Source organism: Streptomyces termitum, assembly GCF_014650175.1.
GTDB classification, from domain to species: domain Bacteria; phylum Actinomycetota; class Actinomycetes; order Streptomycetales; family Streptomycetaceae; genus Streptomyces; species Streptomyces termitum.
This window is the reverse complement of record NZ_BMUL01000026.1, coordinates 1-26301: the sequence shown is the minus strand read 5'-3', so window position 1 is coordinate 26301 and position 26301 is coordinate 1. Positions and strand designations below refer to the sequence as shown.

At 73.5% G+C, this 26301-nt stretch carries 29 protein-coding genes; 16 read left to right on the top strand and 13 right to left on the bottom strand.

The features are described from left to right. Positions 1–16: 16 nt before the first annotated feature. Positions 17–1390, top strand: coding sequence for a VanZ family protein (locus IE219_RS30160; protein WP_189983288.1), 1374 nt, complete (start codon positions 17–19; stop codon positions 1388–1390). 76 nt (positions 1391–1466) lie between these two features. Continuing rightward, complete coding sequence (locus IE219_RS30155) at positions 1467–1976, top strand: hypothetical protein (RefSeq protein WP_189983286.1); 510 nt, start codon at positions 1467–1469, stop codon at positions 1974–1976. 152 nt (positions 1977–2128) lie between these two features. Here the strand turns inward: IE219_RS30155 and IE219_RS30150 are convergent, their stop codons facing one another. Then, complete coding sequence (locus IE219_RS30150; RefSeq protein ID WP_189983284.1) at positions 2129–2593, bottom strand: ATP-binding protein; 465 nt, start codon at positions 2591–2593, stop codon at positions 2129–2131. A gap of 148 nt (positions 2594–2741) precedes the next feature. On the opposite strand from IE219_RS30150, the gene IE219_RS30145 reads away from it, so the two are divergent. The 3 genes from IE219_RS30145 (at position 2742) to IE219_RS30135 (ending at position 4117) form a co-directional block, all read left to right on the top strand. Further along, a complete protein-coding gene (locus tag IE219_RS30145) occupies positions 2742–3575 on the top strand; it encodes a helix-turn-helix domain-containing protein (RefSeq protein ID WP_189983282.1) in 834 nt (277 codons plus the stop codon). After that, positions 3572–3811 carry a DUF397 domain-containing protein gene (locus tag IE219_RS30140; RefSeq protein ID WP_189983280.1) on the top strand — a complete coding sequence of 80 codons (240 nt, stop codon included), beginning with the start codon at positions 3572–3574 and terminating at the stop codon, positions 3809–3811. The genes IE219_RS30145 and IE219_RS30140 overlap by 4 nt, the downstream gene beginning before the upstream one ends. Positions 3812–3877: 66 nt before the next feature. Continuing rightward, entirely contained in the window at positions 3878–4117 is a 240-nt protein-coding gene (locus IE219_RS30135) for a DUF397 domain-containing protein (RefSeq protein ID WP_189983278.1), read from the top strand. A gap of 28 nt (positions 4118–4145) precedes the next feature. On the opposite strand, the gene IE219_RS30130 is transcribed toward IE219_RS30135, so the two are convergent. Continuing rightward, positions 4146–5066, bottom strand: coding sequence for an aldo/keto reductase (locus tag IE219_RS30130; protein WP_189983276.1), 921 nt, complete (start codon positions 5064–5066; stop codon positions 4146–4148). Positions 5067–5133: 67 nt separating this feature from the next. On the opposite strand from IE219_RS30130, the gene IE219_RS30125 reads away from it, so the two are divergent. Then, positions 5134–6132 (top strand): ArsR/SmtB family transcription factor, encoded by a 999-nt coding sequence (locus IE219_RS30125; protein WP_229850219.1) that lies wholly within the window; start codon positions 5134–5136, stop codon positions 6130–6132. A 111-nt stretch (positions 6133–6243) separates the two neighbouring features. After that, entirely contained in the window at positions 6244–7029 is a 786-nt protein-coding gene (locus IE219_RS30120) for an SDR family NAD(P)-dependent oxidoreductase (RefSeq protein WP_189983274.1), read from the top strand. A 29-nt stretch (positions 7030–7058) separates the two neighbouring features. Here the strand turns inward: IE219_RS30120 and IE219_RS30115 are convergent, their stop codons facing one another. Together IE219_RS30115 and IE219_RS30110 are read right to left on the bottom strand one after the other, a co-directional pair. Further along, entirely contained in the window at positions 7059–7811 is a 753-nt protein-coding gene (locus IE219_RS30115; RefSeq protein ID WP_189983272.1) for a response regulator transcription factor, read from the bottom strand. After that, a complete protein-coding gene (locus IE219_RS30110; protein WP_229850216.1) occupies positions 7808–9115 on the bottom strand; it encodes a sensor histidine kinase in 1308 nt (435 codons plus the stop codon). The genes IE219_RS30115 and IE219_RS30110 overlap by 4 nt, the downstream gene beginning before the upstream one ends. A 132-nt stretch (positions 9116–9247) precedes the next feature. On the opposite strand from IE219_RS30110, the gene IE219_RS30105 reads away from it, so the two are divergent. The 5 genes from IE219_RS30105 to IE219_RS30085 all read left to right on the top strand — a co-directional run bounded on the left by IE219_RS30105 (position 9248) and on the right by IE219_RS30085 (position 14223). Beyond that, entirely contained in the window at positions 9248–10156 is a 909-nt protein-coding gene (locus IE219_RS30105) for an ATP-binding cassette domain-containing protein (RefSeq protein ID WP_189983270.1), read from the top strand. After that, positions 10153–10989: an ABC transporter permease subunit gene (locus IE219_RS30100; RefSeq protein WP_189983268.1), complete on the top strand. Its 837-nt coding sequence runs from the start codon at positions 10153–10155 to the stop codon at positions 10987–10989. The genes IE219_RS30105 and IE219_RS30100 overlap by 4 nt, the downstream gene beginning before the upstream one ends. Before the next feature lie 200 nt (positions 10990–11189). Next, complete coding sequence (locus IE219_RS30095; RefSeq protein WP_189983266.1) at positions 11190–12008, top strand: DUF4232 domain-containing protein; 819 nt, start codon at positions 11190–11192, stop codon at positions 12006–12008. A gap of 228 nt (positions 12009–12236) precedes the next feature. After that, positions 12237–13451, top strand: a complete 1215-nt coding sequence (locus tag IE219_RS30090) for a hypothetical protein (RefSeq protein WP_189983264.1) — start codon at positions 12237–12239, stop codon at positions 13449–13451. Continuing rightward, on the top strand, positions 13435–14223 hold the full coding sequence (locus tag IE219_RS30085; protein ID WP_229850214.1) for a hypothetical protein: 789 nt from the start codon (positions 13435–13437) through the stop codon (positions 14221–14223). Before IE219_RS30090 ends, IE219_RS30085 begins: the two co-directional genes overlap by 17 nt. Before the next feature lie 7 nt (positions 14224–14230). On the opposite strand, the gene IE219_RS30080 is transcribed toward IE219_RS30085, so the two are convergent. The 3 genes from IE219_RS30080 to IE219_RS30070 all read right to left on the bottom strand — a co-directional run bounded on the left by IE219_RS30080 (position 14231) and on the right by IE219_RS30070 (position 16903). Continuing rightward, the gene (locus IE219_RS30080) at positions 14231–14977 is read right to left on the bottom strand and encodes a class I SAM-dependent methyltransferase (RefSeq protein WP_189983262.1); all 747 of its coding nucleotides are present in this window, start codon (positions 14975–14977) and stop codon (positions 14231–14233) included. Positions 14978–15073: 96 nt separating this feature from the next. Beyond that, complete coding sequence (locus tag IE219_RS30075; protein WP_189983261.1) at positions 15074–16183, bottom strand: hypothetical protein; 1110 nt, start codon at positions 16181–16183, stop codon at positions 15074–15076. 78 nt (positions 16184–16261) lie between these two features. Continuing rightward, positions 16262–16903, bottom strand: a complete 642-nt coding sequence (locus tag IE219_RS30070) for a mycothiol-dependent nitroreductase Rv2466c family protein (protein WP_189983258.1) — start codon at positions 16901–16903, stop codon at positions 16262–16264. A gap of 90 nt (positions 16904–16993) precedes the next feature. On the opposite strand from IE219_RS30070, the gene IE219_RS30065 reads away from it, so the two are divergent. Next, complete coding sequence (locus IE219_RS30065; RefSeq protein ID WP_189983256.1) at positions 16994–17518, top strand: GNAT family N-acetyltransferase; 525 nt, start codon at positions 16994–16996, stop codon at positions 17516–17518. 17 nt (positions 17519–17535) lie between these two features. Here IE219_RS30065 and msrB read toward each other — a convergent pair whose 3' ends face one another. The 4 genes from msrB to IE219_RS30045 form a co-directional block, all read right to left on the bottom strand. Then, positions 17536–17943, bottom strand: a complete 408-nt coding sequence (gene msrB / locus IE219_RS30060) for a peptide-methionine (R)-S-oxide reductase MsrB (protein WP_189983254.1) — start codon at positions 17941–17943, stop codon at positions 17536–17538. A gap of 16 nt (positions 17944–17959) precedes the next feature. Beyond that, positions 17960–19351 (bottom strand): UDP-N-acetylmuramate--L-alanine ligase, encoded by a 1392-nt coding sequence (murC, locus tag IE219_RS30055; RefSeq protein ID WP_189983252.1) that lies wholly within the window; start codon positions 19349–19351, stop codon positions 17960–17962. Between the two features lie 107 nt (positions 19352–19458). Then, on the bottom strand, positions 19459–19929 hold the full coding sequence (locus IE219_RS30050; protein WP_189983250.1) for an indole-3-glycerol phosphate synthase: 471 nt from the start codon (positions 19927–19929) through the stop codon (positions 19459–19461). 106 nt (positions 19930–20035) lie between these two features. Beyond that, positions 20036–20815: a pyrimidine reductase family protein gene (locus IE219_RS30045; RefSeq protein WP_189983248.1), complete on the bottom strand. Its 780-nt coding sequence runs from the start codon at positions 20813–20815 to the stop codon at positions 20036–20038. Positions 20816–20851: 36 nt separating this feature from the next. Between IE219_RS30045 and zapE the strand changes: the two genes are divergently transcribed. The 3 genes from zapE to IE219_RS30030 all read left to right on the top strand — a co-directional run bounded on the left by zapE (position 20852) and on the right by IE219_RS30030 (position 23919). After that, positions 20852–21931, top strand: a complete 1080-nt coding sequence (zapE, locus tag IE219_RS30040) for a cell division protein ZapE (protein WP_189983246.1) — start codon at positions 20852–20854, stop codon at positions 21929–21931. Positions 21932–21999: 68 nt separating this feature from the next. Next, entirely contained in the window at positions 22000–22425 is a 426-nt protein-coding gene (locus IE219_RS30035; protein WP_189983245.1) for an OsmC family protein, read from the top strand. Between the two features lie 132 nt (positions 22426–22557). Further along, complete coding sequence (locus tag IE219_RS30030) at positions 22558–23919, top strand: alkaline phosphatase PhoX (RefSeq protein WP_189983243.1); 1362 nt, start codon at positions 22558–22560, stop codon at positions 23917–23919. Positions 23920–23932: 13 nt separating this feature from the next. Here IE219_RS30030 and IE219_RS30025 read toward each other — a convergent pair whose 3' ends face one another. Next, on the bottom strand, positions 23933–25411 hold the full coding sequence (locus IE219_RS30025) for an FG-GAP-like repeat-containing protein (protein WP_308434057.1): 1479 nt from the start codon (positions 25409–25411) through the stop codon (positions 23933–23935). Positions 25412–25479: 68 nt separating this feature from the next. Continuing rightward, positions 25480–26301, bottom strand: an 822-nt coding sequence (locus IE219_RS30020; RefSeq protein WP_189983241.1) for an FG-GAP-like repeat-containing protein, incomplete at its 5' end; no start/stop codon positions are given.

The window sequence follows — 26301 nt, the reverse complement described above, 5'->3', positions numbered from 1 at the left end:
ATGGACAGGCTCCTACATGATTCAAGCAGTATTCCAGGACCATCTGCTCTTCCTCGCATGGGCCATCGTCGCGACTCTCGCCACGGGCGGCATCACTTTCATCGTGGCCGCGCGAAAGTTCGACCGGGTGCAGGCGCTTTTCCAAGGGCTGTGGGCCTCATCCACGATCGGGCCGATCCTGCTGACCACGTGGGGTGGCAGCGGAATTCTCATGCAACGCTGCACCATAAACCCCGACGTCGTCGAGGCGTTCATGACGACCCAGGGCCGACTCAACGTCGTGCTCTTCGCCCCCTTCGGGTTTTTCGCGGTTCTGGCGACCAGGCGCCCATACTTCAGCGCCGCGATCGGGGTCTTGTTCACCGCGACCGTGGAAACCGCCCAGGCCACGGTCCCCTTCATCACCCGCCTCTGTGACACCGACGATCTCGTCGCGAATACGGCCGGCATAATCGCCGGTGCGGCGATCGGATCCCTCGTCTGCCGCAGAATCAGCCACGGCACGCCGCTCCCCCGGGCCACGGTCCGCCGCGCCGCCGTGGCCGGGACGGCAATCGCACTGCTCATCGCCGCAATCTGGGTCGTAGTCATCGAGCCGGTGCGTGCCGTCCTGCCCGCCGCGATTCCTGAAGCGAGCCGAGAGCAGAACCAGGCGCTCGAAGTCGAGGTGAAGAAGGCTTTCGGGGACACCTACGCCATCGGCGATGCCAGCTTCCTCAACAGCGTAGAAGGTCCCAGCACCGTCAGCGCCCCCCTGCCAGGGGGATATGCCGAGCTCACCTGGCCGGATCGAGAGAAGCTCACCGTTCACTTCACTCCCACCAGTCAGGGTGAGGGAACATACGCCTACAAGATTCCCGGGGTCAGCGGGCGAGCCGATACGGCCGATCAGGCACAGCAGGTCGCAACCACCTTCGCGAAGCGTTACGCGCCGTGGGCGTTGCGCGACTCAAGGGTCAGAGTCTGGCCGGTCGACAGCAGCGTCAAGGATCTGGGTTGGGTGGTGGAATGGCGCCGTTGGGAGGGGAAGGTCCTCATGCCCATGCGTCTGGACATCCTGATCGAACCCTCTGGGCGAATGACCGATCTCATAGCCCGGAACGTCGATGACCCTTCGCTGCCTCCGGTCGCCGTCGACGAGCAGAAAGCATGGGCCAGGTTTGATTCTCGGCACAAGCTCAAGCCCGGCCAGGGAAAGCGAGAAGATCCTGTTCTGCTGGCGGAGCGGCGGGGCGGCGAGTGGCGTGTCCACTGGCGTCTGGGGGCCAGTGCCGGAGGAACCCTGTTCTCGGCCGTCGTGGATGCCACCACCGGAGACGTGAGGGACCCTTCAGCCATTCCCATGGACGGAAGCACACCTCTCTCCCCGGGAGGGACTCAGAGTCCCTGAACCAGCCCCGCTCGCGGCAGGATGGGGCCGGGGCCGCTTTCCGCGGCTTCCGGCTTCGTCGGCGAAAGGAGTTCTCGTGGGGAAGCGGACCTGTCCGGCCGGCGCGGACCGCGTGGAGCGGCCCGGGGCGGAAGCGCTCCCGTCCCTCACCGAGCGGGAGGTGGAGAGGGGCGGTCCGGTCTTCCCCGAGGGGGTGGGACCGCTGGTGCGTGTGGCCGACGGGCCGGGCGGGCTGTCCGTGTGGGGGGTGGCGGAGCCGGAGCGGTGGGGCGTGGAGGTGCACGTGATGCTGGAGGCGGGCGAGGACGTCGGGGCGGTGGATCTGCGGCTGCTCGGGGAGGTGCTGGCGCGTCTGGACGACGTGGTCGCGGAGGCGCGGCGGTTCGTCGGTGCCGAGCTGGGCGTCCCGGAGGAGCGGGTGGCGGTGGACGCTCCGGAGGTGGACGTCTACGCCGACGGGTGGATGCTGCGGTTCACGGAGGGAGACCTGCCGATCTGCGAGCCGTACGGGGTCGGGGTGGTGTTCGAGGGGCTGCGGCCGGTACGGCTGGAAGACCTGCGGGAAGCCGAGCCGGTCGGGGACTGACGGGCCGCGCTCCGCCCGGGGGCGGGCGGCGCGGGGCTGGGACGGTTGCGCGGTGGGGCGAGGCGCGCTCGGTGCGAGCCGGGAACGTCAGAACGCCCTTTCCAGGGGGCGCGGGTCCGGAGTGGGGAGCTTCTTTTGGGGGTGGCAGGGTGTCATTCGGCTCTCGGCGGGCCGGACAGGGTCGGGGCGAGGTCGATCTCGGCCCGCACCGTCTTGCCGACGGGCACCCGGTCGAGCACCTCCCATCGCGAGGTCAGCGCCTCGACGAGGAGCAGACCGCGCCCGCCCTCGTCGAGGGGGTCGCGGCTGACGGGCAGCGGCCGGCGTTCGTCCCGGGCGTCGGAGACGTCGATACGGAGCAGCAGTCCGGGCGCGTACAGCAGCGCGATCTCGCACTCACGTCCGGGCACCCGGCCGTGCAGGACGGCGTTGGAGGCCAGTTCGGCGGCGACGAGTCCGGCGGTGTCGGACAGCTCGGAGCCGTACGGGACCTTCCACTGGTGGAGTTGATGGAGCGCCAGCCGACGGGCGAGGCGGGCCCCTCGCGGGGTGGAGCTGAAACGCTGCGCGAACATACGTACGGTGACAGGCCCTTTGCGGGCCAGAGGGGTGGCCATGGGGCCAATGTGACGGCGTGAGCAGGTACTTGCCAGGTCACGAACCCGTACAAGAGGGCTTGTACGAGCCGTTCCGCTGGACGGTACCGGTGACTATCCGTAAAGCTTGGTGCGGTCAGCGTGATCACGCGCGTACGGAGGTGACGGGGTGTCGAAGAAGACGTTCGCGGGCGACGGCCAGGACTGGTCGGAGACTCTGAAGGCTTTCGGGGAAGTGGTCAAGCTTTTCCGTAACCGGGCCGGTCTGACGCAGGAGCAGTTCGCGGCGCGGATCGACTACTCGCTCCCGACGGTCTCCTCGATCGAGCAGGGCAGACGCCTCCCCTCGGAGAAGTTCGTGACGCGTGCGGAGGAGGTGCTGGACGCGTTCGGTGTCATCCGGGCGTCGGCCAGGCGCATCACGCGCAGGTTGGGCGTGGCGAAGTGGTTCGAGAAGTGGGCGGACCTGGAGCCGCTGGCGGTGACCCTGGACACCTACGAGAACCGGCTCGTACCGGGCCTGCTCCAGACACCTGCCTACGCCAAGACCCTCTTCGAGAAGCAGATCCCGGCGATGAGCGAGGAGAAGATCGAATCGAACCTGCTCCGTCGCATGGAGCGGGCGCGCATCCTCACCGAGCGCCCGGAAACGATCTACAGCTTCATCATCGAGGAGTCCGTACTGCGCCGTCAGGTGGCCGACCCGGAGGTCATGCGCGAGCAGCTCGACCACATCCTCGACCTTTGCGAGCGGCGCAACATCGACATCCAGGTCATGCCGGAATCGCGCGGCTATCACGCGGGCCTCGGTGGCCCCCTTTGCCTCCTGGAAACCGAGGAGAACGTCTGGTACGCGTACTGCGAGGGCCAGGAGACCGGCCACCTCATCTCGGACCCCAAAGTGGTCAGCATGCTCCAGCAGCGATATGCCAGGATGCGGACACAGGCTCTGTCCGTAGAAGCATCCGTGAGTCTGTTGCGGGAGATCCGAGGAGCACTATGAGCACGACCGAACTGGCCTGGTTCAAGAGCAGCTACAGCAGCGGCAGCGGCGACAACTGCGTCGAAGTCGCCCTGTCCTGGCACAAGTCCAGCTACAGCGGCGGCAGCGGCGACGACTGCGTCGAGGTCGCCACATGCCCCACCACCGTCCACGTCCGCGACTCCAAGGTCCCCGACGGCCCGCAGTTCACGGTGGCTCCGGCCGCCTGGACGGAGTTCCTCTCCCGGCTCGTCTGAGACACCGTTGCCGGGACGGTCCCGTGCGACCGTCCCGGCACCACCACGAGAGATCCGAGGAGCACCATGCACACGAACGATCTGTCCTGGTTCAAGAGCAGCCACAGCACCGGCAACGGCGGCGACTGCGTCGAAGTCGCCCTGCCCTGGCACAAGTCCAGCCACAGCAGCGGCGGCGACGGTGACTGCGTCGAGGTCGCCACATGCCCCACCACCGTCCACGTCCGCGACTCCAAGGTCCCCGACGGCCCGCGGTTCACGGTGGGTCCCGCCGCCTGGACGGAGTTCCTCTCCCGGCTCGCCTGACGTCCGCGCCCCGGCGGCCCGAAGCCGTTCAGGACGCGCGGGGCCCGTCCCCTCCGGCGGCGGAGTCCAGGGCGGCGAGTTCGGCCTCCGACAGCCGCAGGGAGCCGGCGGCGACGTTCTGGGCGAGGTGGCCGAGGTCGCCGGTGCCGGGGATGGCCAGGACGTGCGCGCCTTGGTGCAGCGTCCACGCCAGCCGGACCTGGGCCGCGCTCACACCGTGGGCGCGGGCGACGGCGCGCACCCGCGGGTCGTGGTCGGCGGTCGCGCCGGCGGTGCGTCCGGCACCGGCGATCGAGTAGAACGGCACGAACGCGAGGCGCTGTCGACCGCAGAGGTCCAGCAGCTCCCTCTGCTCGGACGGGGCGCCGATGCCGTACATGTTCTGGACGCAGACCACCGGCGCGATGGCCTGGGCCTCGGCGAGGTGGTGGGGGCGGACGTTGGACAGGCCCACGTGGCGGACGAGTCCGGCCTCGCGCAGTTCGGCGAGCGCGCCGAAGCGTTCGGCGATCGAGCCGTCACCGACGATGCGCAGGTTCACCACGTCGAGGTGGTCGCGGCCGAGCTGGCGCAGGTTCTCCTCGACCTGGCCGCGCAGTTGCCCGGGGGTGGCGTGCGGCAGCCACCGGCCCGAGGGGTCGCGGCCCGGTCCGACCTTGGTGGCGATGACGAGGTCGTCGGGGTAGGGGGCCAGCGCCCGGTTGATCAGCTCGTTGGCCGAGCGCAGCGGTGAGAAGTAGAACGCGGCGGTGTCGATGTGGTTCACGCCGAGCTCGACCGCGCGGCGCAGCACGCGGATCGCCCGGTCGCGGTCGCGCGGGACGGCGCCGTCCGCGAGTGCCTCGCCGTGCTGGGGCAGGCGCATCGCGCCGAAACCGATCCGGTGGACCGTCAGGTCGCCGAGCTTCCACGTGCCCGACGCCGACGCGGTGATCTTCTGTGAGGTCATGGAGGGATGCTGTCCGCGCGATAGCCTGGCCCGCCATTGATTCACTCATGCCCGAATCCATCGAGGAGTGGTCGCCCTGGCGGAGCTGGCGTTCTCGACGGACGACCTGGCGCGGGTGCGGTTCGCCGTCTCGCCCCTGTGGGAGGTCGCGCCCAGCTTCCGGCTGCTGAGGTCCGGCGCCGCGCATCCCGTGCACCGGACCTGGGCCGACCAGGTACGGCCCCGGCTGATCGCCGCCGGGCTGGACCGGGGATGGCTCCACGAACTGATCCCGCCCGGTGGCGGCTACGTCCCCGACTTCCTCAACCCGGCCCCCACCGGACCGGCCCCCGCCCCGGCGGCGGAGCGGGAGGCGATCCGGGCCGCGCCCGCCGACCGGGTCCGCCAGGACCTCGACCACCTGGCCCGCCACCAGGGCGCCCTCGGCCGCCGGACGCGCGCCCTGCGCAACGACCCGCAGGGCCTCCTGCCCAAGGTGACGGAGGAGATCGAGACCTACTGGGAACTGGCACTCGCCCCCTACTGGGCGCGCATCCGGGCCGTCCTGGACACCGACGTCCTCCACCGGGCCCGCACCGCCGCCGAGCACGGCACCGGCCACCTCCTCGACACCCTGCACCCGTCGCTGAGCTGGGACGGCGACGTGCTGCGGATGGCCCGCCGGAAGCAGCCGCTGACCCGCACGACGGCGGGCACGGGACTGCTGCTGATCCCCTCGGTCTTCACCGGGACGGGGCTGCGCACCCGGACGACACCGCCGGACCCGCCCCAGCTCGCCTACCAGGCACGCGGTGTCGGCTCGCTCTGGCAGGCGCGGCCCGTCGCGCGGGCCGACGCCCTCTCCGCCGTCCTGGGCCGCTCGCGCACCCTGCTGCTGGCCTCCCTGGAGAACCCGGCCTCCACCACACGGCTGGCCCACCGCACCGGGCTCTCCCCGGCCGGGGTGTCCCAGCACCTCACCGCGCTGCGCGACGCGGGCCTGGTCAGCGCCCACCGCGCCGGCCGCTCCGTCCTCTACGCCCGCACCGGCGCGGCCGAGACCCTCCTCCGAGCGGCCTCAGCCTGACCCCGGGACGGCCTTCGCGGGCCGCCGGAGCGCTGTGCCAGGATGCGGGACACCGGCCCGGCCGCCGCACCGGGCGGACCGGGGCCGTACGCACGCACGAGGAGCACGACCATGACCACCGGGCCCGCCGGATACCTCTCCGGCCTCTTCTCCCTCGAAGGCCGCACCGCCCTCGTCACCGGCGGCAGCTCCGGCATCGGCCGGGCCGTCGCCGGGGCGCTGGCCCGCGCCGGGGCGCGCGTCGTCGTCCTCGCCCGCAAGGAGGCGGAACTCGCCGCGACCGTCGCCGCACTCACCGCCGACGGGTGCGAGGCGGGATGGGTGAGCGCCGACCTGAGCACCCGGGAGGGGATCGGGGCGGGCGCGGAGGCGGCGGCGGCCGTCTTCGGCGAGCCGGACATCCTCGTGAACTCCGCCGGGATCAACCTCCGGCCGCCGCTCGGGGAGCTGGGCGAGGAGGTGTGGGACACGACGATGACGGTGAACCTGGAGGCGCCGTTCCTGCTCGGGCAGCGGTTCGGGCCCGGCATGGCCGAGCGCGGCCACGGCCGGATCATCCACATCACCTCGCAGCAGGCGCACCGCGCGTTCGTGCAGAGCGGGGCGTACGGGGTGTCGAAGGGCGCCCTGGAGTCGCTGGCCCGCTCCCAGGCCGAGGCGTGGTCCCCGTACGGCGTCACCGTCAACACCCTGGTGCCCGGCTTCGTGATGACCCCGCTCAACCAGCGGCTCTCCTCCGACCCGGAGAAGGTCGCCGCCCTCGCCGCCCGCACCCTGACCGGTCGCAACGGCCTCGCCGAGGACTTCGCCGGTGCCGCCGTCCTCCTCGCGGGCCCCGCCTCCGCCTCCATCACCGGCCACTCCCTCTTCGTGGACGGCGGCTTCTCCGTGCACTGACCCCCGGGGGCCCGGGGCCCGGGTTCCGGTCAGGCGTGCGGGCCCACCAGGCCCGCCTCGTAGGCGAGGATCACGAGCTGGACGCGGTCGCGGGCGTCCAGCTTGGCCAGCAGGCGGGTCAGGTAGGTCTTGGCGGTGGCGACGCTGAGGGAGAGCCGTTCGGCGATCTCCGTATTGGACAGGCCCTGGCCGACCAGGACGAGCACCTCGCGCTCCCGGTCCGTGATCCGCGCCAGCTCCGGACGGCGGGACTCCGGTGCCGTCCCGGGGTGGGCCGCTTCGGGTCCGGCCGTCCCGGGTCCGGCCGTCTCGGGGCGGGACGTTTCGGGGCGGGACGTTTCGGGGCGGGCCGTCTCGGGGCGGGCCGCGAACTCCCTGATCAGCCTGCGGGTGACGGCCGGGGAGATGAGGGCGTCACCGGCGGCGACGACCCGGATCGCGGCGAGGATGTCGTCCAGGGCCATGTCCTTGACCAGGAACCCGGACGCGCCCGCCCGCAGCGCCCCGTACACATGGTCGTCCTCGTCGAAGGTGGTGAGGACGACCACCCGGGTGGGGCCGCCGCCCGCCGTGATCAGGCGGGTGGCCTCGATGCCGTCCGTGCCGGGCATCCGGATGTCCATGACGACCACGTCGGGGGCGAGTTCCCCGGTCATCCGGACCGCCTCCTCGCCGTTCCCCGCCTCGCCCACGACCTCGACGTCGGCGGTGTCGGTGATCACCATCTGGAGGGCGGCGCGGACCAGGGGCTGGTCGTCGGCGAGCAGCACGCGCACGGTCATCGGGCACCCGCCTCCGCTCCCGCCGTCGCGCCCTGCGGCAGCGGCAGCCGGGCGGCGACCCGGAAGCCGCCCTCCGGGCGCGGGCCCGCCGTGAAGCCGCCGTCCAGCAGGGCGACCCGCTCGCCCATGCCGAGCAGGCCGAACCCGGTGCTCCGGGGCCGGGAACCGTCCGGGGCTCCGGGCACGGCCGCGCCCCGGTCGGTGACCTCGACGACGAGCTCGTCCGCGCGGTACTCGACGTCCACCCGGCAGCGGTCGGTCGCCGCGTGCCGCACGACGTTCGTCACCGCCTCCTGGACGATGCGGAACGCCGCCAGGTCGACGTCGGCGGGGAGCGGGCGGCACTCGCCCCTCCGGCGGACGTCCACCCGGACACCGGCCGCCGTGGTCGTCGCGGCCAGCCGCTCCAGGTCCGCGAGACCGGCGGCGGGGGCGCGGCTCCGGTCCCGGTCCCGGTCCCGGTCCCGGTCGTGCGCGGCGGGGTCGTGGTCGGCCTCGCGCAGGGCGCCCAGCATGCGCCGCAGCCCCGCCAGCGTCTCCCGGCCCACCAGCTCCACCGTCGTCATCGCCTCCCGGGCCCGGTCCGGCTGCGTCTCCACCACCCGGGCCGCCGCCCCCGCCTGGAGGGCGATGATGCCGATGCTGTGGGCGACCGTGTCGTGCATCTCCCGCGCGATCCGGAGCCGTTCGGCGATGACCGCCTGCGCGGCGGCCCGCGCGTGCAGCTCGGCGGTGTGCGCGCCGGCCTGGTGCACCGAGTTGCCGAGGAGCCCGGCGATGACGACCATCAGCGCGATGAACGGCTCCGAGGCCGTCCCCGTCTCCGCGTCCGTCGCCCACCGCAGGACGAGGTACCCGGCGAGCACGCCCAGCGTCCCGGCCGTCGCCACGAGCGCGGCCCGCCGGGGCAGCGCCGCCGCCAGGCAGCAGAGGGCGACGCCCACCCCGAGGAACTGGATCGGCATGGCCTCGTCCTGACGCCACGCCAGCGACAGGACGACCGTCCCGCCGACCACCAGGGCGTACGCCGTCCCGGGGCGGCGGCCCAGCAGCACGCAGCCGGTCAGCGCCAGGAGGAGGGCCAGCGCCAGCAGCACCTGCGCGGCGGGCGCGTCGAGACCGTGCCGGGGATAGCTGAGGGAGTACGCGTCGCGCGGCGGCACCAGCACGTACCGCACGATCGGCTGCACCGCCGCCGGCACCCACGCCAGGCCCACCCACAGGCCCGGCGGGATGCGCTTGAGCAGCGGCAGGGGCATCGGGGGCGGCACCGTGGGCGGGGACGGAGGCGGGGAGACGGGCATGCCGTGATCGTAGGCGCGTCCCCGCCCCGGGTCATCGGACCCGGGCCGTACAACCCCGGTCGACACCGCGCCCGGAGATTGTCCGCACCGGTCCGACGACGGGCGGGGGGCCCGGACGGCACCGTGAACCCCGTGATCGACATCAGCGAACTCACCAAGCGCTACGGCGGCACGACCGCCGTCAACGGCCTGACCTTCACCGTGCACCCCGGCCGGGTGACCGGATTCCTCGGCCCGAACGGCTCCGGCAAGAGCACCACGCTCCGGATGATCCTCGGCCTCGACCGGCCCACCGGCGGCACCGTCACCGTCGCGGGAAGACCCTTCCGCGACCGTCCGCGCGGCCTGCGCCACGTCGGCGCCCTCCTCGACGCCCACGACGTGCACGGCGGGCGCAGCGCCGAAGCCCACCTGTGGGCCCTGGCCCGGGGCAACGGCATCCCGCGCGGCCGGGTCGGCGAAGTGCTGCGCGAGGTCGGCCTCGCCGACGTCGCCCGGCGCCGCATCGGCGGCTTCTCCCTCGGCATGAGACAACGCCTCGGCATCGCGTCCGCCCTCCTCGGCGACCCGCCGGTCCTCCTCTTCGACGAGCCGCTCAACGGCCTGGACCCGGAAGGCGTGAAATGGGTCCGCGACCTCTTCCGGCGGCTCGCCGCCGAGGGCCGTACCGTCTTCGTCTCCAGCCATCTGATGTCCGAGATGGAGCACACCGCCGACCAGCTCGTCGTCATCGGCCGGGGCGAACTCCTCGCGGCCGAGAGCCTCGTGGACTTCTCCGCGCGCGGCACCCGGCGGCACGTCGCCGTGACCACCCCCGCCGCGACCGCCCTGCGGGACCTGCTGACGGCCGAGGGCGCCACCGTGCACGCGGAGGGCGAACGGCTCACCGTGACCGGCCTGGACGCCGTGCGCGTCAGCGAGATCGCCCGGCTGCACGCCCTGCCGGTGCACGAACTCGCCACCCGTACCGCCTCGCTCGAAGAGGCGTTCATGGAACTCACCGCCGACCGCGTCCAGTTCTCCGGAGGAGAGACCCGATGACCCTCGCACCCGCCGCCCTCCCGACGGCCGAAGCCTCCTGGCCCCGCGCCCGGTTCACCGACCTGGTCGCCGCCGAGTGGATCAAGCACCGCTCGCTGCGCTCCACCTGGATCGCCTACACGGCCGCCCTCCTCGCGGTCGTCGGCTTCAACGCGGGCGTCGCCTACGACACGTACAGCCACTGGCGGCCGGAGGACCGTGTCCCCTTCGCGCGGGACGGGATCGCGCTACAGGAGGCGTTCACCCCGAACGCCGCCATGCTCATGGCCCTCGCCCTCGGCGCCGTCGGGGCCCTGGTCGTCGTCGGGGAGTACGCCACCGGAACCGACCGGACGACCTTCGCCGCCGTCCCCGCCCGCGGCTCCGTCATGGCCGCCAAGGCGGTCGTCGTCGCCCTGGTCACCACGGTCTTCGGCGCGGTCGCCGCCGGGGCCTCCTTCGCCGTCACCCAGGGCATCCTCGAACTCCGGGACGCGGGCGCCTCCCCGGGCGATCCCGGCGCCCTCCGCATCGTCCTGGCCTCCGCGCTCCTCGCCCCCGTGTGCGCGCTCACCGGCCTCGCCCTCGGCACCCTCCTGAGGCACACCGCCTCCACCATGGTCGCGACGGTCCTGGTCCTCCTCGTCCTGCCGCTGTTCCTGACCGACGGCCGCCGCTGGTCGGCGGTGGCCGGACACGCCCTCCCCTACCGCGCCTGGCTCCGGCTCGCCGACCCCTCCCCCGGCCCGGTGGCCTTCCCCTGGACCACCGGCGGGGCCTGGACGGTCTACGCGGTGTGGGCGTGCGCCGCGTGCGCGGTCGCGGTCGCCGGGGTACGGGCACGCGACCGGTGAGCGGGGCGGGCACGGCCTCTTTCCGGTGGTTCTCCCTCCCTCACGCGGGGTGTCGCGGGACGTGAGCGGAGCGGTAGCGGACGTTAGCGGAACGCAAGAGACGAGCTGCGAAGCTCGTATCACCGGTCGGAACGGGGCGCGGAAAGCGCACCGGAAACCGGACTCCTTCCTCTCGCCCTCACTCTCCCCCTGGAGTCGTCATGCGCGTCCGCACCCAGCACCGTGCCCTGCTCGCCGCCACCACCGCCGTCCTGGCCCTGGGCCTGACCGCCTGCAACGGCAGCGACAAGGCCGCCCCGGCCCCGGCGGGCCAGGCCACCACCCCGGCCGCCGGTCAGCAGGCCGACGCGAGCGCGCCCGCCACCACCGGCGGCGCGGCGGCGCAGTCCGGCGGCTCCTCCGAGACCCCCGTCACGACGCCCGCCCCCGCCAAGGCCGCCCAGAAGACGACCGGCGGCACCGGCGCGAGCACCGGCACGGGCTCCGGCACCGGCACCGGTTCCGGCACGAGCAAGGGCAGCGGCACCGCCAAGGCCGGCAACTCCTCGAAGAACACCGAGGAGTACGCGTACAAGCACCCCTGCGCCATGACGAACCTGACGGTGAACGTCCGTCAGGGCGGCGGCTCCCTGCGGGTCATCGAGGTCACCAACAAGGGCGCGACCGCCTGCGGCCTCGACCTGCTGCCCGCCGTCGACCTCGGCCTGTCGACCTCCGCCGACCGCAGCGGCAACATCCACCCGCTGGTCCCCAGCGGCATCGGCGGCCCCGACCACGCCCTGCTGGCCGGCACGAAGGCGTACGCGGTGCTCGACCTCGCCGGGAAGGCCGGCGGCACCGGCAAGAAGGTCGACGAGATCAACGTCCTCGTCAGCCCCTCCCACATGCCGAACGCCGACACCCGCAACTTCGCGATCGGCGCCGGTGCCCGCGTCGCCGTCCCGAAGCTCGGCCTCTACCGCGACAACGTCGCCGACGCCACCGCCTCCATGAAGCAGGCCGACATCACCCAGAGCTGACCCGCGCGGGCCCCGTCTCCGGCGCGCCCCCGCCCCGGTCGGCGGGCGCGCGGAGGCCCCCGGCGGCAGCCGCCGAACTCCGTTGCCCGGCACCGGACCCCGTGAGAGCATCGGGCGTCCAGCGGTCCGCCCCTTCCCGCCCGCGCCCCGCCGCGCGGACGGGAAGGGGCGGACCGCTGCCGTGTCCCCCGTCCCCGCCCCGTCCCCACAGAGGAAGGGAACCGTCCGATGCTCACGACACGACCCGTGGAGGCCCGGCTCGACGAGACCGGGAACGTGCTCGTCGCCCCGCCCGGACTGCGGGACCACGAGACGGTCCGCGGCTTCTTCGGCGCCGTCGTCACCCCGGAGGAGTTCGCCGCCGCCCCGGCCGCCGACGCGCCCCGCACCGTCTACCTGTGCGGCGACCCGCACGCGGTCCCGGCGGACCGGCTCCGCACCGCGGCGCGCGTCCTCGCCGTGCGCGACCTGTGCCCCGGCCTCCGCGAGGACCCCGCCGCGCCGTGGACCACGATCGGCTCCGGCCGGGTCCCCCTCCGCGTCCACGGCGCCGGCGTCCACTACCGGCGCTTCTTCGCCCCCGAGGACGGCCACTTCCAGCGGATCCGCGCCGAACACGCCTTCCAGTCGCTGACCGAGTCCACCAAGCCGGGCACCGCCCACCGCAGCGGCGTCTACCTGACGCCCGTCACCCGCGACGGCGACGCGCTCCGCTTCCGCCTCCTGCGGTGCTCCACCAACCTCTCGGGCCCCACCGAGGGCTTCCGCCCCACCGACGCCGAGATCGTCGGCGCCGTCGCACGCGAGGCCGACACCCTCTTCCGGGACCACGCCCCGCTCAACCACGTCCTCGCGCAGACCTACCACAACACCCGCGCCACCGAGGAGCGGCGGCAGACGAAGGCGCGGATCGCGTCGCACGCCGACAAGACCAAGGACATGCCGGCCGGCGGCATCATGGCCTTCTGCACCTTCTACGACGGCCCGGGGCTCCTGGAGGCCCAGCCCGAAGACCCCTTCGGCCTGGGCCTGAGGGGCACCAGCGGACTGACCGTCCTCCGCTTCCGCCGCAAGGAACAGCACACCACGGGTCCCGAGCGCTTCGAGGTCACCCTGTATCCCGGCTCCGTCTTCTTCATGCCGCTGTCCACCAACCGCCTCTACACGCACGAGGTCCGGCCCTCCGCGCTGGACGCCGCCGTCCTCCCCACCCGCCTGGGCTACGTCGTGCGCTGCTCGGCCGCCGAAGCCGTCCACGAGGACGGGCACACCTACCTCGACCGGCCCGGCGGCCGCGTCCGGCTCGAACCGCCCACCGAGACCGGCATGGCGGAACTCCGCGCGCTGTACGCCGAGGAGAACCGGACCACGGGCTTCGTCGACTACGGCGAGAGGTTCCCCTTCAGCATGAACGCGGGAGACTACCGTGCGCCCCGCCCCTGACCCCCGGCGGGAGGTCCTCGCCCGCGACCTGCCGCGCCTCCCCGGCGAGGACCTCTACGCCGAACTGGCCGCCGCCGTCCGCTGGGAGGACGTGGGCAGGGGGCGGCGGGGCGCCGTCCTCACCCGGCCCGACGCGACCGGCGCCGTGCCCCTCGTCCGCACCACCACCCGGTACGGCACCCCGGCGCAGCGCTTCCGCCCCGTCCACGAACGGCTCGCGCGGCGCGTCCGGGCCGCCGCGCACCTCCCGGCGGACTTCGACAACGCGCTGGCGGAGCGGTACACCGACGCGTACGCCACCATGGGCGCCCACTCCGACCAGGCCCAGGACCTGGCCGAAGGCTCGTACATCGCGGTCTTCTCCTGCTACGAGAACCCGGACGCGCCCGCCGGACGCACCCTGCGCTTCGAACCGAAGGACACCGCCGACGGTTCCGGCGGCGAGCCCTTCGCGCTCCCCCTCCCCCACCACGGGGTGGTCGCCTTCCCCCTCACCGCCAACCGCCTCCTCCGGCACCGCATCGTCCTGGACAGGCGCGCGGGCGCACCGGAGAACCCCTGGCTGGGCATCACCTTCCGCACGTCGAAGACCCGCCTCCGGTACGTCCCCGACGGCCCGCTCCTCCCGGACGGCACCCGCCTCGTCCTCGCCGACGAGGACCAGCGGCAGGAGCTCTACGCCCTGCGCCGCCGCGAGAACCGGGAAACGACGTTCACCTACCCGCCCCTCCCCCACACCCTCAGCGAAAGCGACCTCCTGCCACCGGTCTGACCGGGCGTCAGCGCAGGACCAGGAGGTCCATCCAGCTGACCGCCGACGCGTGGGGGGCCTCCGCGGCCGCGGCGTGGAGGCGGGTGAGGCCCGCGGTGTATTCGGGGTCGGTCAGGGCGCGGAGTTCGGAGTCGGCCTCGCGGTTCAGGCCCGCGGCGTAGGCGGCGAGGGTGGGGGCGGAGCGCTGCGGGAGGGAGTGCAGGCCCGTGCGGCGGAAGCCCGCCGCGCCGAAGGCCGTACAGACCTCGTCCACGCTCGGGTAGCCGTCGACGCTGCGGGCCGTCTCCGGGAAGAAGCGGACCCGCAGGTCGTCGGCGCAGCGCCCGGGGAAGGTGTTGCGGATGAGGACCGGCGCCCCGGGGCGCAGGACGCGGCGCAACTCCCGGGCCGCCGCCGCCAGATCGCCGATGTGGTGCACCACCGAACCCAGCCAGGCCGCGTCCGCGCTCGCGTCCGCCAGCGGCAGCCGCTCCGCCCGGCCGCCCAGCGGCACCACCCCGCCGGGCACGGCCGGGATCAACGCCCGCATGGCGCCGTCCGGTTCGACCGCGAGGACCCGCGCCCCGAACCAGTCGTGGAACGCCGAGGCGAACGCCCCCGTCCCCGCGCCCACGTCGAGCAGCACCCGGCCGGGTCCCGGCGCCGCCTCCTCCGCGACCACCGCGCGCCAGGCGGCCAGCCCCTCCCGGGGCACCTCCCGCGACGCCCGGTAGGCCGCCGCGACCCGCACCGCCGTACCGTCCGCGTCCGTCATGTCCCCACACCCCCATGATCATCGACAGGTTCCCGATGCTAGGCCGGTCACCGGCCCTCCCACCGGGCTTTCCACGTCATGGACACTCCTTCGGGGTCAGGAGCGGGAGGCCGCCGCGCAGTCACCGGTCCGCGCTCCGCCGTTCGGCGCGATCGGAGCCGTACGGCCGTACGGATCGACCTCCGGGCGCCCGTCGGCGGGCCCCGCACCGGCCTCCCCGAAGGGCGGCTCGAAGTAGCCGGTCGGGTCGCCGCAGCCGCCGTTCGTCCGGTCGGAGGCGTACGAGACGAGGGAGGCGGTGCCCGGCTCGGTGACGACCTTCTCCGGATCGTCCCAGCTCAGCACGATCTCGCGGCGCACGATCGTCCGCACCACCTCGGCGTCCGGGCCGTCGTCGGCCGCCGGGACCACGGGGTAGACGAAGGTGACGTCCGCCGTCACCTCGACCGCGCCCCGCTTCCCCTCCCGGTACGTGAGCCGCCCGCGCGTCTTCACCACGTCGCCGGCCGGCCGCGCCCGGTCCGGGCGGAAGCGGCTGAACAGCAGCAGCGGATCCGTCGAGGGCGTGACCTTCCCGCCCGAGAGCGCCGCCCGCAGGTATTCCCGGACGTCCTTCTGGTGCGGGTTCAGGAGCGCGACGGCCCGGGTGGGGTGCCCGCCGGCCAGCACGCCCCGGTCCAGTCCCGCGGCGGCCAGGAAGTCCCGGCTGCTCTCCAGGGCCCGGCCGACCTGCGCGGCATCCATCCAGCCGGTGGCCTTCGCCGCCGGGACCGTGATCCCGGCCGCCCCGTCCGCCCAGCGCGCGGCGGGCGAGCCCCGGAACGGCTCGGCCCGCGTCGGCCGCTGGTCCGCCCCGGCCGCGGGCGCCCCGGTCGGACGCTCCGACTCGGCCGCGAGCGGCGCCCCGCCGCCGTCGTCCCCGCCGAACCGGCCGACGATCCACTGCGGGAACAGCGCCACGGCCAGCAGCGCGACGGCCGCCACGAACCCGGCCACGTACCAGCCGGTGCCGCGCCGGGCGCGCCGGACCGGCGCGGCGGGCGTGCGCCATCCCTCCGGCGGGACCGGCGGCGCGGCCTTCCGCTCGCGGGCCCGTGCCGACGGCTCCACCGGGGCGTCGGCCACGCCCTCCACCGACTCCCGGAGGAACCGCTCCCACTCCTCGTCCGGCACCGGCGAACCGTCCTGGTCCCCACCCCTGGCCATGTCGAACGCCCCTTCCTCCGTCGAATGATCATTCGGCGGACCGTTCGCATGCTAGCCACCCGGGGGCGGGCCCGGGGTCTAGTCGAAGACGAGAGCCCCGGTCCGTTCGCGCTTCAGTTCGAAGAAGTGGGGGTGGTGGGCCAGGAGGCGTACCGCGTCGAAGAGTTCGGCGGCCTCCTCGCCGCGCGGGACCGCGCCGAGGACGGGGCCGAAGAAGGGGACGCCGTCGAGGTGGAGGGTGGGGGTGCCGACGTAGCCGCCGGTGGCCGGGTCCGCACCGGCGGCGTGGCCGCGGCGGAGCGCCTCGTCGTGGGCGTCGGTGCGGGCCGCGTCGGCCAGGTCGGCGGGGAGGCCCAGTTCGGCCAGGACCTCGGCGGTGGCCCGGTCGAAGTCCTTCTCCCCGCCCGGGTGCAGACGGGTGCCGTACGCGGTGTAGAGATCGCGCAGGACCCCGTCGCCGTGGCGCGCGGCGGCCGCCGTCGCCACCCGCACCGGGCCGAGCGAGCGGTCCACCAGGTCCCGGTACCAGTCGGGCAGTTCGTTGCCCTCGTTGTGGAGGTAGAGGCTCATCACGTGGAAGCGGAGGTCGATCTCCCGGAGCCGTTCCACCTCCAGGATCCAGCGGGAGGTGATCCAGGCGAAGGGGCAGGCGGGGTCGAACCAGAAGTCCACCCGGGTGCGGGCGGGGGCGTGCGTACGGGGCGTGTCCTCGGTCGTCATGCGGGCAGTCTTCCGGTCGGGCAGCCCACCCGGGTGGGCAACTTCGCACCTGCCGGAGTGGGCCACTTTCCCGTGTGCTTCGATGCCCCGATGACGAGCGAGCACGCGAACCCCACCGTCCGGCGGCGGACCGACGACGACCTGGACGCCTGTGTGCGGCTGCTGCGGGAGGTGCACGAGCACGACGGCTATCCGGTGAGCTGGCCCGAGCGCCCGGCCGCCTGGATCACGCCGCCGACGACCGTGGGCGCGTGGGTGGCCGAGCTGGACGGGCGGCCCGCCGGGCACGTGGGGCTGGCCGGGCCCCGGCCCGGCGAGGGGGCGCCCGGGGTGTGGGCCGGGCGGCCGGGGGCGGCCCCGGCCGTCATGGTGAACCGGCTGTACGTGTCCCCCTCGGCGCGCGGCCACGGCCTCGGCGCGCTGCTGCTCGCCGAGGCCGTCGCGGAGGCCCGGACCCGCGGCCTCCAGCCGGTGCTGGACGTGGCCGCGCACGACGGCGCGGCGGTCGCCCTCTACGAGCGGCTCGGCTGGCGGCGGCTGGCCACCGTCGCGCAGGAGTGGGGGCCGCACGGCACCGTGGCCGTGCACTGCTACGCGCACCCGGCGGCGGAGTAGGGCGGGCCCCCGTCCCGTCAGTCCTCCGACGGCTCCAGCCGCAGCGAGAGGGAGTTGATGCAGTACCGCTGGTCCGTCGGCGTGGGGTAGCCCTCGCCCTCGAAGACGTGGCCCAGGTGCGAGCCGCAGCGGGCGCAGCGGACCTCGGTGCGGACCATGCCGTGGGAGGTGTCCGCGACCAGCTCGACGGCCTCGCTGTCCTTCGGGTCGTAGAAGGACGGCCAACCGCAGTGGGACTCGAACTTCTCGTTCGAGGTGAAGAGGTCCGCCCCGCAGGCGCGGCAGGAGTAGACGCCCTTCGTCTTCGTGTCGGTGTACTCGCCCCGGAAGGCGGGCTCGGTCCCGGCCAGCCGGAGCACCTGGTACTCCGACGGGGTCAGCTGGGCCTGCCACTCCTCGTCGGGCTTCTCGACCTCGTACGCCATCGTTCGCTCCACTCCCTCAGTCGGTCAGGCGGGCGAGGATCCGCGGACCGAGGTCCGTGACGTCGCCCGCGCCCATGGTCAGAACGAAGTCGCCGGGGCGGACCATTCCCGCGATCACTCCGGCGACGGCGTCCTTGTCGTGGACGGGGGTCGCGTCGGCGCCCGCGGCGCGCGCCGCGTCGAGGATCAGCTCGCTGGTGACGCCGGGGATCGGGTCCTCGCGGGCCGGGTAGATGTCGAGGACGACGGAGGCGTCCGCGAGGGCGAGGGCGTCGCCCATCTCCTTGCCCAGCTCCTGGGTGCGGGAGAAGAGGTGCGGCTGGAAGACGACGAGGAGGCGGGCGTCGCCGACGGCGCCGCGCATGGCCTCCAGGTCGGCGGTCATCTCGGTGGGGTGGTGCGCGTACGAGTCGATGACCCGGACGCCCCCGGCCTCGCCCTTGGGCTGGAGGCGGCGGCCGACGCCGGTGTAGGCGGTGAGGGCCTGGGCGAGGGCGGCCGGGTCGAGGCCCGCGTGGGCGCCGGCGGCGAGCGCGGCGGCGGCGTTGTGCGCGTAGTGGCGGCCGGGGACGGAGACGGTGAAGACGTGCTCGACGCCGTCCATCACCACGCAGACCTCGCTGGTCATGCCCTTGGGCGTGATGCGGCGGATCCACACGTCGGAGGTCTCGGCCTCGCCGACCGTGGTGATCATCAGGTCCCTGCTCCCGGAGACCCGGGCGGCGAGCTCGCGGGCGCCGGGGTGCTCGCCGACGACGAGGGCGCCGCCGGGGCGGATCTTCGCGGCGAACTTCTCGAAGGACTCGTAGATCTCGTCCATGGAGGCGTAGTTGGCGTGGTGGTCGAGCTCGACGTTGAGGACGATCGCGACCTGGGGGTCGTACTTCTGGAAGCTGCGGTCGCTCTCGTCGGCCTCGGCGACGAAGACCTGGCCGTCGCCGTGCCGGGCGTTGGTGCCGGGGCCCGCGAGGTCGCCGCCGATCGCGTAGGACGGGTCGAGGCCCAGCTCGGTGAGGGCGACGGCCAGCATCGAGGTGGTCGTCGTCTTGCCGTGGGTGCCGGCGACGGCGATCGACGCCAGGCCGTCCATGAGGGAGGCGAGCGCGTCGGAGCGGTGCACGACGGGGATGCCCAGCTCGGCGGCGCGGGCCAGCTCGGGGTTGTCGGCGCGGATGGCGCTGGAGACGACGACGGCGGAGGCGTCGTCGGCGAGGTGCTCGGCGGCGTGGCCGAGGTGGACGGTGACGCCGTGGGCGCGCAGCGCCTCGGCGGTCGGGGAGTCCTTGGCGTCGCTGCCCGCCACCTTGGCGCCGCGCTGGGCGAGGATCTTCGCGATGCCCGACATTCCGGCACCGCCGATGCCGATGAAGTGCGGCCGTTCCATGGCGGCAGGGATGGCGGGTGCCATGCGGTTCTCTCCCCGGGTGTGCGTACGACGTGACGGTCCCAGGGTAGTGGCTGCGCGCGGGGCCCCCGGGGGCACGGGCGGGCCGTGTCCCCCGGGGGGCGGTGCGGCTACTCGCTGTGCGCGAAGAGCTTCAGGACGGGGACGCCGACCTTGTGGCGGGCCCGGGAGGCCCAGTCGCGGTGGAAGAACTCCTCGACGTAGTGCGGGGCGGTGAGGACGATGACCTCGTCCGCCTCGGACTCCTCGACGACGGACCTCATCTTGTCGAGGGGGTGCTCCTCGACCACTTGTCCGACCGCTTCGCAGCCCGCCTCTCTCAGTGCCCGGAGGGAGTGTTCGAGGGCCAGTCCGGCCGGGCCGAGGGCCTCCTTCCCCTCCGGTTCGTCGCCCTCGCGGGCCGCCTCCTTGAGTTCCCCCATGGCCACGTCGTCGATGGCGCGCAGCAGCACATCGGCCTGATCACCGCGCGGCTGCATCAGCACGATGAAGGACACGCCCTCGTCGCCGTGCAGGGTGGTGACGAATTCCACGTCCACGGACGTCAGGGGCTTCTCGATCATCAGAACGCTTGTGAACACCTCAGGAGCCCTTCTGCGGAAACCATCCTTCCCCGTGTCCCCACGGGGACTGCGACTGTGATTGTGCCCAGCCGCAGCTAAGCGGAACGGCAAATTCCGCTGATTGTCAGATCCGACGGTAGCGGCTGAAGAGGAAGCCGTCCTGCTCCAGCAGAGAAGCCAGCCCAAAGCGTGTCGGAACCTCGACGGAGGGGCCGTGCGCGATCCGCTGGGCGTCGCCCGCCGTCATCGTCGGGGAGAGCGTCAGACACAGCTCGTCGAGCACCCCCGCCGCCGTGAACTGGCCGAGCAGCCGGGGCCCGCCCTCGGTGAGCTGGCGGCGCAGCCCCCGCTCCGCGAGCAGCGCCGCCGCCCGCGCCGGGTCCACCGCCGCGCCCTCCCCCGCGAACAGCACCTCGACGCCCGCCGCCCGGGCCGCCGCCACCCGGTCGGACGGCGCCCCGGCCCCGGTCAGCACCAGGGTCGGCACCAGCGGCTCGGTGAACAGCGGCGCCGAGAGGTCCAGGCCGAGGGAGGCCGTCACGACCGCGACGGCCGGTGCCGGGCCCTGCCCGGCGGCGGCCCGGCGGGCCGCGAACGCCTCCCGGGCGCGGGCCGGCCGGTACCCCTCCCGGCGCACCGTCTCCGCGCCGACCACGACCACGTCCGCGAGCCCCCGCAGGGTGCCGAAGATCCGCATGTCGGCGTCGGAGGAGAGCGGCTGGGAGCGCCCCTCGTGCTGGCCCGCGCCGTCCAGCGAGGAGACCATGTTGGCCCGCAGCCAGAGCTCCTCCCCCTCCGGGTACGCATAGGCGTCGGCCAGCTCCAGGAGGGACCATTCCCGGTCGGCCCCCTGGTCAGAGGCGGTGGAAGCTGTCATGTCCGTCACAGGGAAGAGGCGTCGCATCCCCGCAGTCTGACATGGCGCATACAGTGGAGAACTGTGTCGACCCGTACCCTGAATGAAGCCGCCGCCGCGGCCCCGGCCTCGCTCTGCGAGCGTGAGCCCCGTGTCCCCGCCGACCGTCTGGTCGCCGAGATGGTCCCGCCGCCGCGCTTCGACTCGGTGCGCTTCGACACGTACCTACCGGACCCGAACCAGCCCAGCCAGAGCGAGGCCGTCAAGGTCCTCTCCGGCTTCGCCGAGTCCCTCGGCGGGGCGCACGCCAGCGGTGCGGGCAAGCGCCGCTGGTTCGCCCGGAAGCCCGCCGCCCCCACCGGGCCGCGCGGCGTCTACCTGGACGGCGGGTACGGCGTCGGCAAGACCCACCTGCTCGCCTCCCTGTGGCACGCCACCCCCGCCGAGCCCGCGCTCAAGGCGTTCGGCACCTTCGTGGAGCTGACGAACCTGGTCGGCGCGCTCGGCTTCCAGCAGACCGTCCGGACCCTCGGCGGGCACCGCCTCCTGTGCATCGACGAATTCGAACTGGACGACCCGGGCGACACCGTCCTCGTCTCCAGCCTGCTCGGCAAGCTGGTCGAGTCGGGCGTGGCGCTCGCCGCCACCTCCAACACGCTCCCCGGCAAGCTCGGCGAGGGCCGCTTCGCCGCCGCCGACTTCCTCCGCGAGATCCAGGGCCTCTCCGCGCACTTCCGGCCGCTGCGGATCGACGGCGAGGACTACCGCCACCGGGGTCTGCCCCAGGCCCCCGCCCCGTACTCCGAGCAGGTCGTCACCTCCACCGCCTACGCCACCCCCGGCGCCTCCCTGGACGACTTCCCGCACCTGCTCGAACACCTGGCCAAGGTCCACCCGAGCCGGTACGGCGCCCTCACCGACGACCTGTCCGCCGTCTGCCTCACCGACGTGGGCCCGGTCCCGGACCAGTCGACCGCGCTGCGGCTCGTCGTCCTCGCCGACCGGCTGTACGACCGCGAGATACCCGTCCTCGCCTCCGGGCTCCCCTTCGACCGGCTGTTCGGCGACGAGATGCTGAACGGCGGATACCGCAAGAAGTACTTCCGCGCCATCTCCCGGCTCACCGCCCTGGCGCGGGACGCAAAGGGGCTCGTGGCCCAGTAGGTTGGGCCGTACCCCCCGGCGGGGAGCCGTACCCCACCGGGGCCGTACCCCACCGAAAGGGAGCCATCATGGCCACCGTCCGTCACGCCCACACCGTCTGGGAGGGCGACCTCCTCAAGGGTTCCGGAGTCGTCAGCCTCGACTCCTCCGGCCTCGGCTCGTACGACGTCTCGTGGCCGGCCCGCTCCGAGGAGCCGAACGGGAAGACCAGCCCCGAGGAGCTCATCGCCGCCGCGCACTCCGCCTGCTTCTCGATGGCCCTGTCGCACGGCCTGGCCGGCGCGGGCACCCCGCCCACCCGCCTGGAGACCAAGGCCGACGTCACCTTCCAGCCGGGCGAGGGCATCACCGGCATCCACCTCACCGTGCGCGGCGAGGTGCCGGGCCTGGACGCCGGCCAGTTCCAGGAGGCCGCCGAGGGCGCCAAGAAGAACTGCCCGGTCAGCCAGGCGCTCGCGGGCACCACGATCACCCTGACGGCCGAACTGGCCTGACGCCCCGGCCGGGCCGGCGGCCCGGCGGCTTTACGCCGTTCGAGGAGGGGCGGACCCGCCCCGCGCATCAGGCGCCCCGGCGCGTGGTACGTACAGCGGGTCCACCCCTGTCCCCGGCGGGAAGGCCGTCCCATGTCCGTGACACGACGTCAGCTCCTGGCCCGCGGCGGTGCGTCCGCCGTCGGGATCGCCTTCACCGGCGCCCTGGCCGAACTCTTCACCGGCGGCCCCGCCGCCGCCGTGCCGCGCGGCCGCTACGGCCCGCTGCTGCCCGACCCGGCCGGTCTGCTCGACCTCCCCGCCGGGTTCTCCTACCGGGTCCTCTCCCGCGAGGGCGATCCGCTGCGCTCCGGCGAGGGGCCCGTGCCCAGCCACTGCGACGGCATGGCCGCCTTCGCGGGCCGGGACGGCGGGGTGCGGCTCGTCCGCAACCACGAGAACCGCCCCGAGGCCCGCCACCCCGTCCCCCAGGTCCCCGGCCTCGTCTACGACCGGGGCGGCAAGGGCGGCTGCACCGTCCTCGCCCTCGACGCGGACGGCGACGTGCACGCCGAACACGTCGGCATCGCCGGCACCGCCGTCAACTGCGCGGGCGGGCCCACCCCCTGGGGCACCTGGCTGACCTGCGAGGAGACCGAGGACACGGCCGGAACCAAGGGGTACGAGAAGGACCACGGCTTCGTCTTCGAGGTCGACCCGGCCGACCCGAGCCGCACCGGGGCCGTCCCGCTCACCGCCCTCGGCCGCTTCGCGCACGAGGCCGTCGCCGTCGACCCGTCCACCGGGATCGTCTACGAGACGGAGGACGCCTTCGACCATCCCTTCGGCCTCTTCTACCGCTTCCTGCCCGAGCGGCCGCGCGGCGGCACCGGCTCCCTGCGCGCGGGCGGCGCCCTGGAGGCACTGCGCGTGCCGGGCGTCCCCGACCTGTCGGTGGTCCAGGAGGCCGGGACGGTCCTCGAACGCGTCGAGTGGGTGCCGGTGCCGGACCCGGGCGCGGCCGGGACGCCGATCCGCCTCCAGGACTTCGGGCGGCGCGGCATCACCCACGCGCAGAAGCTGGAGGGCTGCTACTGGGGCGGCCGGAACGTCCACTTCGTCTCCTCCTTCGCCCGCGCGTCCGACGGCTCGGGCGCCACCCACTTCGGGCAGGTGTGGACGTACGACCCCCGGAAGCGGAGCCTCACCCTCGCCGTGGTCTTCGGCCCCGACACCGACGTGCGGCTGCCCGGCGAGAGCCCCGACAACATCTGCCTCGCGCCCACCGGCGGCCTGATGGTCTGCGAGGACGGCGCGGGCGCGCAGCACGTCTTCGGGGTGACCCGGAAGGGCGAGGTGTACCCGGTCGCGCGCGGGCGCCAGGACATCGGGGCGCCCGGCGCCCCCGAGTGGGGGGAGTTCGCCGGGGTCACCTTCTCCCCCGACGGCTCCACGATGTACGTGAACTGCTACACGCCGGGCACCACGTTCGCCGTGACCGGGCCGTGGCACTGAGCCCCGCCCGGGGTCAGGCGAGGGTGACGGCGCTGCCCCACCAGTAGTTCTGCGGGACGTTCCACGAGCGCAGCGGCGTACCGAACTCGCCGGAGGCGTTGGGCTTGAAGGTGTAGAAGGCGGCCCGTCCGTCGCTGTAGCCGTAGAACGCGGCCACGTCGGACCGGCCGTTGCCGTCGTAGTCGCCCGAGGCGATCTGGACGTGCTCGATCCACCAGTTGCCGGGCGCGGTGGTCCACGACTTCACCGGGCTCCCGAAGGTGCCGTCGGCGCGGGTGGCGAAGGTGAAGAGGGCGACGCCGCCGTCCTCGTAGCCGTACATCGCGGCCACGTCCGCCCGGCCGTCGCCGTCGTAGTCCCCGGCGGTCAGCTTCACGTTCTCGCCCCACCAGTACTTCTCCGGGACGTTCCAGGACTTCACCGGGTCGGAGAAGCCGCCGTCGGTGCGGGACTTGAAGGTGAAGAGGGCGGCGCGGCCGTCGTTGTAGCCGTAGAAGGCGGCCACGTCGTCGCGCCCGTTGCCGTCGAAGTCGCCCGAGGCCAGCTTCACGTTCTCGCCCCACCAGTGGTCCGCCGGGACGTTCCACGAGCGCAGCGGCGTACCGAATCCGCCGGTGGCGGTGGACTTGAAGGTGTAGAGGGCCGCCCGGCCGTCGCTGTAGCCGTAGAACGCGGCCACGTCGTCACGGCCGTCGCCGTCGAAGTCGCCCGAGGCCAGCTTCACGTTCTCCGGCCACCAGTTGCCCGGCGCCGTCGTCCACGACTTCACCGGTGCGGCGAAGCCGCCGTCGGGCCGGGCCAGGAAGGTGAACAGGGCCACCGAGCCGTCGGCGTAGTCGTACATCGCGGCCAGGTCCGCCCGGCCGTCGCCGTTGAAGTCGCCGGCCACGGGCTTGATGCTGCGGTGGGTCCAGTTCCCGGGGGTCGTGCTCCACGACTTGACCGGGTCGGCGAAGCCGCCGTCGCTCCGGCCGAGGAAGGAGAAGAGGGCGACCGAGCCGTCGGCGTAGCCGTAGAAGGCGGCGTTGTCGTCGCGGCCGTCGCCGTTGAAGTCCGCGCTCACCCGGGAGGCGGCGTCGTCGCGCCAGGCCGGCTCGACGGGTTCCGTCGGCTCGTCGGGGAAGGGCTCGGCCCTGTCGCCGCCGAGGCCCGCGCGGGGCCCGCAGACGGGCCAGGCACCCTCGCCCTGACCGGCCAGGACCTTCTCGCCTATGAGGATCTGCTCCTTCTTGGTGGCCAGGTTCGGGTAGGTGGCGTAGTTGCTGCCGCCGTACGCCCGCCAGGTGCTGAGGGAGAACTGGAGGCCGCCGTAGTAGAGGCCGTTCGAGCTGACGATGGACCAGTTGCCGCCGCTCTCGCACTGGGCGACCTTCTCCCAGGTGGCGAGCGAGGCGGCGGAGGCCGACTGCGCCGGGGTCAGGGCGGCCGCGCCCAGCAGCAGGGCCGTCGTGAGGGCGGCGCGGGCTCCCGTACGGAAGGTCTTGCGTCCCATGGAATGTCTCGTTTCGTGACGAAGGGCGGCGGCACGGACCGTGCCGCCGCCCTGGTGCGGTGTGCGGGTCAGCCGAGCTTCACGTGGTCGCCCCACCAGTACTCCGCGGGGACGTTCCACGAGCGCAGCGGGGTGCCGAACCTTCCCGCCGTGTCCGGCTTGAAGGTGTAGAAGGCGGCCCGTCCGTCGCTGTAGCCGTAGAACGCGGCCACGTCGGACCGGCCGTTGCCGTCGTAGTCGCCCGAGGCGATCTGGACGTTCTCGATCCACCAGTTGCCGGGCGCGGTGGTCCACGACTTCACCGGGTCGGAGAACGTGCCGTCGGCGGCGGTGAGGAAGGTGAAGAGGGCGACGCCGCCGTCCTCGTAGCCGTACATCGCGGCCACGTCCGCCCGGCCGTCGCCGTCGTAGTCCCCGGCGGTCAGCTTCACGTTCTCGCCCCACCAGTACTTCTCGGGAACGTTCCACGAGCGGACCGGGTCGGAGAAGCCGCCGTCGGTGCGGGACTTGAAGGTGTAGAGCGCGGCGCGGCCGTCGCTGTAGCCGTAGAACGCCGCCACGTCGTCACGGCCGTCGCCGTCGAAGTCGCCCGAGGCCAGCTTCACGTTCTTGCCCCACCAGTAGTTCTCCGGGACGTTCCACGAGCGCAGCGGGGTGCCGAACTCGCCGGTGGCGGTGGACTTGAAGGTGTAGAGGGCCGCCCGGCCGTCGCTGTAGCCGTAGAACGCCGCCACGTCGTCGCGCCCGTTGCCGTCAAAGTCACCCGAGGCCAGCTTCACGTTCTCCGGCCACCAGTTGCCCGGCGCCGTCGTCCACGACTTCACCGGATCCGAGAAACCGCCGTCGGCACGGGACTTGAAGGTGAAGAGCGACACCGAACCGTCGGCGTA